At 41.3% G+C, this 10,090-nt stretch carries 13 protein-coding genes; 8 read left to right on the top strand and 5 right to left on the bottom strand.

Going from position 1 to position 10,090, the window contains the following annotated elements:
- From ACFS25_RS31765 to ACFS25_RS31755, 3 genes are all read left to right on the top strand, one after another.
- Positions 1–574 (top strand): hypothetical protein (locus ACFS25_RS31765; protein WP_381509244.1); only part of this gene is annotated, 574 nt, incomplete at its 5' end.
- Between the two features lie 604 nt (positions 575–1,178).
- A complete protein-coding gene (locus tag ACFS25_RS31760; RefSeq protein ID WP_381509242.1) occupies positions 1,179–2,501 on the top strand; it encodes an AAA family ATPase in 1,323 nt (440 codons plus the stop codon).
- A gap of 3 nt (positions 2,502–2,504) precedes the next feature.
- Positions 2,505–3,014 carry a hypothetical protein gene (locus tag ACFS25_RS31755; protein WP_381509241.1) on the top strand — a complete coding sequence of 170 codons (510 nt, stop codon included), beginning with the start codon at positions 2,505–2,507 and terminating at the stop codon, positions 3,012–3,014.
- A 56-nt stretch (positions 3,015–3,070) separates the two neighbouring features.
- Here the strand turns inward: ACFS25_RS31755 and ACFS25_RS31750 are convergent, their stop codons facing one another.
- Genes ACFS25_RS31750 through ACFS25_RS31740 form a run of 3 tightly spaced genes read right to left on the bottom strand, consistent with a single transcriptional unit; the run spans position 3,071 to position 4,937 of the window.
- Positions 3,071–3,643 (bottom strand): hypothetical protein, encoded by a 573-nt coding sequence (locus ACFS25_RS31750; RefSeq protein WP_381509239.1) that lies wholly within the window; start codon positions 3,641–3,643, stop codon positions 3,071–3,073.
- Positions 3,640–4,587 carry a relaxase/mobilization nuclease domain-containing protein gene (locus ACFS25_RS31745; protein WP_381509238.1) on the bottom strand — a complete coding sequence of 316 codons (948 nt, stop codon included), beginning with the start codon at positions 4,585–4,587 and terminating at the stop codon, positions 3,640–3,642. The genes ACFS25_RS31750 and ACFS25_RS31745 overlap by 4 nt, the downstream gene beginning before the upstream one ends.
- Entirely contained in the window at positions 4,584–4,937 is a 354-nt protein-coding gene (locus ACFS25_RS31740) for a plasmid mobilization protein (RefSeq protein ID WP_381509236.1), read from the bottom strand. Before ACFS25_RS31740 ends, ACFS25_RS31745 begins: the two co-directional genes overlap by 4 nt.
- A gap of 240 nt (positions 4,938–5,177) precedes the next feature.
- Between ACFS25_RS31740 and ACFS25_RS31735 the strand changes: the two genes are divergently transcribed.
- From ACFS25_RS31735 to ACFS25_RS31720, 4 genes are all read left to right on the top strand, one after another.
- Complete coding sequence (locus ACFS25_RS31735; protein ID WP_381509234.1) at positions 5,178–6,239, top strand: hypothetical protein; 1,062 nt, start codon at positions 5,178–5,180, stop codon at positions 6,237–6,239.
- Between the two features lie 404 nt (positions 6,240–6,643).
- Positions 6,644–7,606: a replication initiation protein gene (locus ACFS25_RS31730; protein ID WP_381509232.1), complete on the top strand. Its 963-nt coding sequence runs from the start codon at positions 6,644–6,646 to the stop codon at positions 7,604–7,606.
- Positions 7,607–7,906 carry a BrnT family toxin gene (locus ACFS25_RS31725; protein ID WP_381509231.1) on the top strand — a complete coding sequence of 100 codons (300 nt, stop codon included), beginning with the start codon at positions 7,607–7,609 and terminating at the stop codon, positions 7,904–7,906.
- On the top strand, positions 7,821–8,069 hold the full coding sequence (locus tag ACFS25_RS31720; protein WP_381509246.1) for a hypothetical protein: 249 nt from the start codon (positions 7,821–7,823) through the stop codon (positions 8,067–8,069). The genes ACFS25_RS31725 and ACFS25_RS31720 overlap by 86 nt, the downstream gene beginning before the upstream one ends.
- Positions 8,070–8,085: 16 nt before the next feature.
- Here the strand turns inward: ACFS25_RS31720 and ACFS25_RS31715 are convergent, their stop codons facing one another.
- Complete coding sequence (locus tag ACFS25_RS31715; RefSeq protein WP_381509229.1) at positions 8,086–8,463, bottom strand: hypothetical protein; 378 nt, start codon at positions 8,461–8,463, stop codon at positions 8,086–8,088.
- 342 nt (positions 8,464–8,805) lie between these two features.
- On the bottom strand, positions 8,806–9,495 hold the full coding sequence (locus ACFS25_RS31710; protein WP_381509227.1) for a recombinase family protein: 690 nt from the start codon (positions 9,493–9,495) through the stop codon (positions 8,806–8,808).
- 148 nt (positions 9,496–9,643) lie between these two features.
- Between ACFS25_RS31710 and ACFS25_RS31705 the strand changes: the two genes are divergently transcribed.
- Positions 9,644–10,090 (top strand): FG-GAP repeat domain-containing protein (locus ACFS25_RS31705; RefSeq protein ID WP_381509226.1); only part of this gene is annotated, 447 nt, incomplete at its 3' end.

Genomic DNA, 10,090 nt, shown 5'->3' with positions numbered 1-10,090 from the left:
TGGTAAGGATGACCTTTCAATGAAAGATCGTTCCGGAACCTGGCACATCGATTATTCTAAAGATGGCTATGCAACGGGTTGGGAAGTAGTTGTACACATGGCGATTCAATTACAATTAAACCGACTTTGTTGTAATAAAAGTGAGGGCGGAGTGGATAATATTTACATTACCGTCACTGGGAATTCTTTATCTGGAGAGACTTTCTCAAGTCGGTTTCCAGAACAAAGTACAGGAGCAGGTAAGTACATCCAAATGAGTTATGGTAGTGGTTTAAACGATAATGACGGTGGTGTTTCTCAGTGTATTACTTCTCGCGATTTACAAGAAATAAACCTTACAATAGGGCAACCATGCGATATACTTGTCGTCGTCATGAGTGAGTATGGAGGTAGTAATAATTACATTGGTTCATTCAATATGCATGCATCCAAAGACAGTAGTGGTCAAGTAAGTACCTCATTCACTCCATCAAATAATACGAGTATTACAACACAAGATGTCAATAATCATGTCATTCAATTCCAATTTGGTGGTAGCAGCACTAATTATGTTGGGGACTTCCAACTTAAATAATACTCTGCCTTTCTATAGTCGTCTCTCTTACTCTTTTGCTCTTTTTTTATATGCTTAGGACATAAGACACACAAAGGCCCGGCACAAATCGCGCCTTTGTTATGAAGGGACAGTCAGTTATCATATATCCGAAAGCCCCGATATTCTATTGGGGCTTTTTATAGCCTTTTTGTTCACATATAAACGCTCGTTTATACAGTAACAAACCCGTTGAATCATTCGATCGAGAACAACAAAGCAGTTGTACTTTACCGTAACACGCTACTGCCATTTGTTGGATAAATTGCTTTAAATAATCTCATTACATAAAAGGTATTATACAACAATCTCCGAAAAATACAAGTTCGGCTATCTTTCATGAGGGGTCGAGCGTTGTACTTTCCCGCTAAAATCTGGTCTAACATCTGTTTATGTACAATCAAACGTCAAGATTGCATAGTAATACAGTAGAAGTAAGTTGTATACTTCTTAAACGCTGATGTACGAACAGCTATCTACTTCAGAAATAGATAGTAGTGTTACTGTTCTCTTCACAGTAAGCTAAATAATAATATATCTTTACGACACGTAGTCTTACTAAATAGTATAAAAATACTTTAACACAATGGCAGTTTTGTATATTGACAACTTTAGAGGATTTAATAATGCTTTCCTTCCATTAAATGATATTAATTTTTTTGTTGGTGAAAATAGTACAGGTAAAACTTCAATACTGAAGTTGATAAAAATAATCTCTTCAGATACTTTTTGGTTTGACTTAGAATTGAATTCCACTCCAACGGAGCTAGGTTATTATTCAGAAATTGCTAACCAAAATAGTGAGAAAAAATATTTTGAAATTGGCTTAGTAAGTTCTTTCAAAAAAGATGAAGATGCTACTAATATAAATGCAGTTAAAATTCGATATACAAATGAAAATGGCCAACCTACAGCTAGTGAATTATCATTTATAGAAGGTGGTCTTAATATCCAAGCAACATTCAGAGGAAGTGATATAAAGTATAAATATTCTAATATCGATAGTAAAAAAATAGAAAATATCAGCGACTTAGAATTCTTAAAAGATTGGGTCAAAGACAATGGCTTGAAGAGATTGAGATATAAAAAAATGGAAAAAATAAAAGGCAATATGTTTTCAAAAGTTCCTTTTTTTCAATTACAAAACGTGATTATTAATGAATTGAAAAAAGAGAAAGATAATGACAATAGCTATAGAATAACTATACCTCGTTTTTTGAATGAGATTATTTGGCTTGCCCCAATCCGAACAGAGCCAAGAAGAACTTATGATAGTTATAAGACAACATTTAATCCTACTGGCTTACATACTCCTTACTTATTAAAGAGTATGCTTAGTATCGATTCAGCTAAAAAAAATAAGGCGATAGCTAACGACATACAAATCTTGAATAAATTTGGAAGAGATAGTGGTTTGTTTGATTCTGTTCAAATTAACATGTTAGGTAATAAAGAAGACTCCCCATTTGAAATACATATATTATTAAATGGGCGCCCACTGAAAATTACTAATGTTGGTTATGGAGTCTCTCAGATACTTCCAGTTGTTATTGAAGTTATTATGAGTAACAAAAATTCATGGTTTTCAATTCAACAACCTGAAATTCACTTGCATCCGAGAGGACAAGCGGCATTTGGAGACTTTATTTTTGACATACAAGATAAAGAGAATAAGAAATTTATAATAGAAACCCATAGTGATTATATCATTGATAGGTTTAGAATAAGAATAAACAGAAAAAAAGGAGATTTTGATAAAAGTTGCCAAATTGTCTTCTTTAGAAGAGATGATACTGGAAATAGTTTTTTTTGTATTCCAATTAACAAAGATGGTTCACTACCTGACGATCAACCGTCGGATTTTAGAGATTTTTTTATTAGAGAAGGCCTAGAATTACTTCAAATCTGATTTATGTGCATAATAATTGATACAAATACGCTATCCTCAGTTTTCAAAAATGACGATGCGCAACACCATGTTTTTGAACCAGTAAAAAGATGGATTATGGAAGGAAAGGGCAAAGTAGTATATGGTGGATCTAAATATATTTCAGAATTAGGCCCTAATTATGTACGTTTATTCTCCTTACTCAGAGGCGCCGGTAAAGCTGTATTCGTCCCTAACGACATCGTAGATTCTGATATGAATGTTGTGTCTGCACAAATTACACACGACAATTTTGATGATCAACATATAGTGGCCCTTTTAAGAGTATCTGGTTGCAAGCTTATTTGTTCATCAGATAGAAGAGCTTACCCATTTTTTAGACACAATCTTTTCTTTAACCCTGCAAGAAATAAACCTAAAATTTATTCATCGCTAGGTAACACATCTTTGTTAGTTGATAGAAATATTGCAGACGTTTGTCTCCCGTGTTCTCCTACTACAAATGCTCAACGTGTAGTTATTGGTACAGTTTAAATAAACACCAATTTACAGATACTCCGAAAACATCTACATGGACAACTTAGTATCTATTATGGTCTGTTAAACTGATCCCAAAAGCCTTGATCATCATATCTAGGGAATAATTTAGTATAGGTCGGATTATTACGCTTGTAATCCTGAATTTGATTATAATAGTAATCTCGTTCTCGACTTATTTCCTGAGCTTGCTTATAAATGACCGTTTCTTGAGCCTGCTCTCGGTAGTAGTCACACAGGAACCAGGCACCGAAAACCACCAGTGTCAAGATAACCCCGTAGACTAAAGCAGCATACCATGTAGTAAACCCGTAGATGTCGCCCGTTACCCGCACATGACGCGGAATCCGCTGTGCGGTCTTCTCAAAATTCTGAACCGCTTGATCGGCAGTCTGCGCAATTCGGCTAGCTGCCTTATCAGCCGCTTGTTCAATAGCCGCTGTATCCGGCAGGCCCTTTTTCAGATCGGGCAGTACATGCTGGGCGAAACTCTTGGCATCTAACGTAATGGGCCGGTCAATGACTTGTTCCAATTGTTCAGCCGTAACAGGCGCGGCTCGTTGGCTTAACTCGTCTAATTGGGCCTTCATGGCCTTGATGTCGTTGAATAAATCCTGGGGGTTCATAGTCCTAACCCGCGTTTGAGTGTTTTTTGTTGTTTTTCTTCGATTTCCGGCCTTTTCTCCTGTTGGGGCTTAGTCTGCTTCATTTCTTCCCCCTTCGTTTGCTGGTAGCCCGTTAAAAGCTCATTCCAGCGGTCTTTCTCTGTCGCAGCGGTATAACCCGCAAACAAAGCGTTCCAAGCACTTTGACTTTGGTTCTGCTCCTGCTGATTCAGGGTCAACTGCTGTCCAATCTGTTTAGCCTTATGGCCCACTTCGGTGCCTTTCACGGCGGTCTGCTCATAGCGGAAACTGCACCCCACCAATACCCCCTTACTATCGTGTTTAAACTGGCTCTCTACGCCCTTTAACCGCAGTTGCTCACCCAATTGCTCGACGCTCGTTATCTGAGGGTTTGTGAGCGTTGTTCTAAGCGTTTCCTGCACATATTCGCGGGTCGTTTGCTTGTAGGGGTTATGATCGTTTAGGCTCTGCCGTTGTTCAGGCAGTTTAAGCATACCTAACTGCTCGGTAATCGCTTGGCATATTTTCACATTTCGGGCGTAGTTGTGGCTTGTATCTAGGGCGGGACCTCCGTCCAAAGGCACCCGGTTGATGTAAATGTGAATGTGGGTGTGGGGTCGGTCGTGGTGCTGATAGATGGCCACCTGATGACGGGTAGGGTCGGCTCCCATCTGGCGACAATACTCGGACGCAGCCCGAAGTAGTTGCTCCTTCTGAACTTCTTCCCCCTTCGACCAATTCAGGGACGTGTGCCAGACCGGACTTTGGCACCGGCTGCTATCCGCTACGGCTATCATTTCAGCGGCCATTCCCTGCGGATCACGCGCCCCTAGGTTCGACGCGCCTAGCAGCTGCGCCGGTTTATTTTCTTTCCCTTCCTTCAGGCCTGCCCCGTATTCTAGGGCGGGTCCGAAACTCTTCCCGGTCGTCGTTTTGGCGATCATCGCAGCGCAGTTTTCAACTGGTGAATAATGGCCGCAATGGCCTGATCATCGAACTGCCGCAGATGGGCGTAGCGGGTAAGCTGGTTTAAATTGTTGGCCACGCCGACGATAACCTGCCGCAGTTCGGCGGGTAGCCGCTCGTGTACCGGCTGGCCAGTGGCCGCCCGGCGCACGTACTCACTCACCGTCAGCCCGGCTAGGGTAGCCTTGGCTTCAATCTGTTGCTGCTCGTCGGCACTGGCCCGAAAGCGCAGGGTGATACTCTTCTTGTCGGTCATACTACGGGAGTCCAGAGGGAACGGCTGGCAAAGCTGGGCCTTTCGTAAGCTTGCGTAACGAAAGGCTGACATTGTAGCTAAAACCGACCGATAGGAAGGTTTGTAGCTACAATGTCATGGCTTGCTTTACAACCGCGACACAATATCGCACCGGATGGACGATCACGCAAGCAGATCTTCCTTTTTCTTGGTAGTAAACATCTTAGCTAAAGCTGACTATGGTTACTATAACTGAATTTCATGTAAAATAGGACGCCAATAGCAGTAGGGTAGGCTTAGATTAAGTAACTCAAACTTGTACTGCTGAGTAAGATGTTTATATTAACCGAAAGATGTATTCAGTTCAGTATTGATAAAGTTAGTGTTATGACACCTACCAACAGCGAGACCTCTAAGAGAGCTCAATTACGTTTTGAGTATGACAGTATGGTTAACTTCAACATATCCGATGATTTATGTGCTAATGCAGTGCATTTGGATGGATCCTTATTGCCTATCGATGGTTTGGTCAAGATGACTTTAGATATACCATCAGAGAGCCCACACCAAATACATGCGATTAGTGTATTCGAGTTCAATATTCGAGAAGATAGGCCTGAATATCAAGCCTTTAAGAGTGTGATTGATGGCGAGGAAGAAGATAGTAAATTCCATCAATTTTTTAGAAATAGAGTGGATGCATACGAAGATTTTCTCGAAAAGCTTATTGATTACCTGATATGGCGAAAAAAGCTTCATGTCCATTACACTCAACCCAGAAAAATTGAGACAAGTCATTGTATCTGGACTTTAAATGGTAAATCTAAAGCCCGCTCTGCGACTCTCCAGTATTATGCAATAGGTGATCCTATAGAAATTGAAATACCCGGAACAGACATAACAATAGATGACTTTAGCGATTTCAAGACCATCTTAAATACAACTAATTCCTCAAAACCCTTGTATCATGAGTTGCTTGAAGAGTCGGTGCGGCTACTTCAAACCCGCCAGTTAAGAAGCGCTTATTTGATGCTATATTCTGCCATTGAAGTAGCAACTAAAAACCTAATAAGTTACAAAAAGCCTGATACTGATTTTTTAATAAATAGTATGGCTTCTCCCGATTTAGTGAAGCTTTATCGGGAATACATAAATAAAACGCTAATTATCAACATGTTAAGCAAAGATAGCATAGAAACCTTGGGTAATATGGCTACTCAGCGTAACGCCATTGCTCACCAGGGAAAAATCCCTAAACTGGATGTGATTATCAAGCACGCTAATTTCGTTAGGCGTCTTTTATACGATATTGATGCTCAATTTGGATACACTTGGGTTCATCAAGTAGACGAATCAATCTGGTCGGACGAAGCGATGTATAGCCGTCAAAAATAGAAGATGATTAGAGTTGTTAGTAGAAACCGATATTTAACTAAATTTATAGTTGCAGCCCTTTTCCTTTTTTTAGTTTTTTGGTGTTTTTGTTTTTTTGTTTCTCCCTTTCAAACCGTTTTTTACTAAGCGTCAGCTCCCTAAAAGCCGCTTTTTTCAACAACACAATCTTTGTGTATTTGTAAAGCTTTGTTCTATTTGTTATCCTATATATAGGTGGAAAACGAGTTTTGATAAGTGGAAAACGAGTTTTGATAAGTGGAAAACGAGTTTTGATAAGTGGAAAACGAGTTTTAATAAGTGGAAAAACGAGTTTTAATAAGTGGAAAACGAGTAAATTAAACGAGTATCGAGATTTTTTATCTTTTCTATTATATTTGCTCATAAGCATCTAAAGCACACAAATTATGAGTCAAGCTATAGAGGTACGCCAGCATAATGCTATTACAAATGCACGTTATGAGTACTCAGAGATGCAGTTAGACATTTTCTTATACCTACTCGCCAAATTGCGAAAGGATAAGACTGATGGAGTTTATGAGGTCTCAGTAGTTGAAATGGGTAAGTTGACAGGTAAGAAATATAATTACCAACAACTACGGTTAGCAACTGAAGGGATGGGAAGCCGTATGTTTGAAGTATCGACGCAGAGAAGTTATACACAACTTTGGATGTTCCAACGGATAGAGTATGTTCATGGAACGGGTGTTATCGAGGTTGAATTTTCTAATCCTATCAAACCTTACCTATTTGACCTGAAGGATAATTTTACCTCCTTCCAACTATATGCTGCTTTACGCTTAGGCAGTAAATTCGCCAAGAGAATTTATACCGTGTGTAGTCAGTGGAAGGACAAGGGACGGACTCAAACCTTTAGCTTAGATGAATTCAAAAAGATGTTATCCTTACTCGATGACAAGGGTAATGAGCAATTTGAACGGCTATCCGATTTTAAACGCTATGTGCTGGATGCGTCAGTAAAGCAAATTAACAAGCACACTGATTTAGAGATTGGGTACACGCTTGAGAAGAAAGGTCGTAGCTTTGAAAACATTACCTTCACCGTCAAGGCTCAGCCTTTAGCTGTTGTTCTACCCCTCAAAGATGAATCCCGTAAAGAGGGTGCTGCTCCAATGGGTATTTCTGATACCCAATACCAAAACGTTAGGCTTCTGCTAGAAAAATGGAATATCAAGCGGGTGGATGTAGTCAATCAAATCATGAACTCAGGAGATCTGATTCAAGAAGTCAATAAGTTTGCTTATGAGTTGCAGACAGGCAAAATCAAGGTCGAAAAAAATGTAGCGGGCTACCTGCTCACCAGACTCGGCTTAAAGGAACCGAAAGGGAAAGAAAAAGCCATTAAATAGATGCCTGATTTTCAGTGGGATGCAGGCAATAAGGGCCACATCATGGATGATTACCCGGTAAGAGCCAATACGACCGACGAAGTAGAAAGTTTGTTTTCAGATCCAGCATTTGCGCCGCTACCAGACCGGGTAGATGATCAGGGAGAACAACGCTATAAGGTCGTCGCTCGAAGCAACCTAAATCGGATTTTGTACGTTGCTTTTGTAGTCAGAAATGGTCAAATTCGTCCCATCAGCTGCCGGCCAGCGAATCGAAAAGAACGAGAACGTTATGCTCAAAACACCCAAAAACCTGAATAAAAAGGCAGTACAATCCCCAACGTCCAAATTGGTAGCCGTCATTAAAAACGGCATGACCGAACAGGAGATGAAAGAATCCGGTGAGCAGTGGGCCACGCATAAAGGGCCTTATATGACCTTACAAGAGGTTTTAGCCGTTGAAGCTGCTAAACAGCGTAAGTAATGTATCGTCAGGTGGCCTATTTGGCGGCACCGAACAGAAACCGGCGCATACTCGTCAATAAGCCTGGACTTTGGGTCTGCTGAATGGCCGTCAGGATTTCTTTCTTAAAATGGTCGAAATCGTCCACGCTCACAAACTTGGTCAAATCTAAATCGTCCTGACGGGTAAGCGCCTGATTTTGCGGTTTGACCAATAAGTCTTGGCAGTACTCGCGCAGAGTTGTCCCGAAGAACTCCTCCAGAGTCTTGCCTTCCCGGCTGGCCGCTTTAGCAATAATTCGCCGGGTTTCAATATCAACCCGAACTGACCACGGATCAGCCTTGTCTGCTCGTTCGGGTCGGCCTTTTTTCTTTTCGGTATTGGTGTTATTCGTTTCAGTACTACCGTTTTCCATATGTTGTATTGCGTATAATCAGCGATTATTAATCAGTAATACTAAAACTATATTTCGGTATTAGCGAAATGATTTAAAGCAATACAACCAACAAAACATCCATTTAAAGGCATTTCCAGGTCATTAACCAGGCTTTGACTAGCGAAGGCAAGCTGCTCGCTGTTGTTAGCTCGCTTAGCCTGGCCAATCAGTGTTGAAAAAGGGAATAAGTAATCTCATTGTATTATTTGAAGAAAGCGGCTCATCTGACAAGATGGCCGCTTTCTATGATTAATCGCTTAACATAACATTCATTATACAACTCAAAATTTTTCTCACAACATATTGATTATCAGATCTATTTCATAAGATTCGTTGATAGAGTCGTTGCACTTGCACAGCCTGATAACTACCTCCCTTTGGCGTTTTAAAGCCGCCAGTATTTAATTGTCGAGCAATTTCTGACCAACTATAGCCCTGCTGCCTAAGTTCTTTAATCATAGCACTGGCGGGACGGCTGTGGTGGTTCTCCGCGGCTTGGGCTTTGATCGTGGTATGACCCAGCCGAGCGGCCTGGCCGCTAGCGAATGCTTCGCTGCCGGTTCGCCATTGCCCGAATCGTTTCACTTTCTCAACTAAGGCACCTTTAGTACGGATGCCGATCAGTTCGCGCTCTCGGTCGGCGATGGCCATAAACAGCGTCAGGGTGAACTTATCTAAGTTGGGAATATCACAGCTCTCCAACCGGCCTTTCAATTTCCGGTAGATTGCCAATGCCTGCTCGGTGTTTCGGCTGAGCCGGTCGATCTTAGCCACTACCAGCGTAGCCCTCTGTTGATGGCATAAAGCGAGTGCCTTCATCAACTCCGGACGGTTCAGTACGTTTTTGCCGCTCTGCACATCAGTAAATTGGGCCAGAATGGGACAACCCTGATAGAAGTGCTCGACGTAGGCGCGTTGGGCGTCAAGACCCAGACCGCTATCGCCCTGGCGTTTAGTGCTGACGCGGTAATAAATGACGTACTGTGTGGAGAGGGGTGTCGGCTGGTTCATGGGTCGAACTTAGCCGAAGTGAGTATATTTTACAAACGTATGACCAAGGTCATACGTTTGTAAAACTTTTTATTATATGGCTAGATCCATCCTATCTGTTCTATTTAAACAAAACTATATTACGCCAAATACATAAACCCTCAGAAAAATGAAAGAGGAAGGAAAGCGGCACAAGATGGCTGAGCCAGTCGCTGCTATAAAAGTGAAGATGATGGTTCGCTTTATTTTAGTTTGCTTTTTGCTCTGTACAATCCTGACCGCCAACGCCAAATCCAAACCCAAGTTTGATTATGATGGTGATGGCAAGTCGGACATCTGGTTCAAAGACTATAAAGGTAGTTGGTATATAGACTACGCTAGAAACGGCTTTCATGGTTGGGATGTAGTTGCCCTTAATCGTGGGGATGGCACGGCTGTTGCTTTACCAGCCGATTATGATGGCGATGGTAAGGATGATCTTTCAGTGAAAGATCGTTCCGGAACCTGGTACATCGATTATTCTAAAAACGGTTATGCAACGGGTTGGGAAGTAGTTGCTAAGAATCGTGGAGATAACACGGTCGTTGCTCTACCAGCCGATTATGATGGCGATGGT

Origin of the sequence: Spirosoma flavum, from assembly GCF_042686045.1 — a bacterium.
Lineage (GTDB): Bacteria > Bacteroidota > Bacteroidia > Cytophagales > Spirosomataceae > Spirosoma > Spirosoma flavum.
Note: the sequence above shows the minus strand (reverse complement) of the source record. Positions and strands in the feature narration are given on the sequence as shown.

Excerpts from the sequence above, each read along its gene's own strand:
- ACFS25_RS31715 (WP_381509229.1), bottom strand. The coding sequence starts at position 8,463 with ATGGAAAACGGTAGTACTGAAACGAATAACACCAATACCGAAAAGAAA.
- ACFS25_RS31720 (WP_381509246.1), top strand. The coding sequence starts at position 7,821 with ATGGTCAAATTCGTCCCATCAGCTGCCGGCCAGCGAATCGAAAAGAAC.
- ACFS25_RS31735 (WP_381509234.1), top strand. The coding sequence starts at position 5,178 with ATGTTTATATTAACCGAAAGATGTATTCAGTTCAGTATTGATAAAGTT.
- ACFS25_RS31740 (WP_381509236.1), bottom strand. The coding sequence starts at position 4,937 with ATGTCAGCCTTTCGTTACGCAAGCTTACGAAAGGCCCAGCTTTGCCAG.
- ACFS25_RS31750 (WP_381509239.1), bottom strand. The coding sequence starts at position 3,643 with ATGAACCCCCAGGATTTATTCAACGACATCAAGGCCATGAAGGCCCAA.
- ACFS25_RS31725 (WP_381509231.1), top strand. The coding sequence starts at position 7,607 with ATGCCTGATTTTCAGTGGGATGCAGGCAATAAGGGCCACATCATGGAT.
- ACFS25_RS31730 (WP_381509232.1), top strand. The coding sequence starts at position 6,644 with ATGAGTCAAGCTATAGAGGTACGCCAGCATAATGCTATTACAAATGCA.
- ACFS25_RS31710 (WP_381509227.1), bottom strand. The coding sequence starts at position 9,495 with ATGAACCAGCCGACACCCCTCTCCACACAGTACGTCATTTATTACCGC.
- ACFS25_RS31745 (WP_381509238.1), bottom strand. The coding sequence starts at position 4,587 with ATGATCGCCAAAACGACGACCGGGAAGAGTTTCGGACCCGCCCTAGAA.
- ACFS25_RS31760 (WP_381509242.1), top strand. The coding sequence starts at position 1,179 with ATGGCAGTTTTGTATATTGACAACTTTAGAGGATTTAATAATGCTTTC.
- ACFS25_RS31755 (WP_381509241.1), top strand. The coding sequence starts at position 2,505 with ATGTGCATAATAATTGATACAAATACGCTATCCTCAGTTTTCAAAAAT.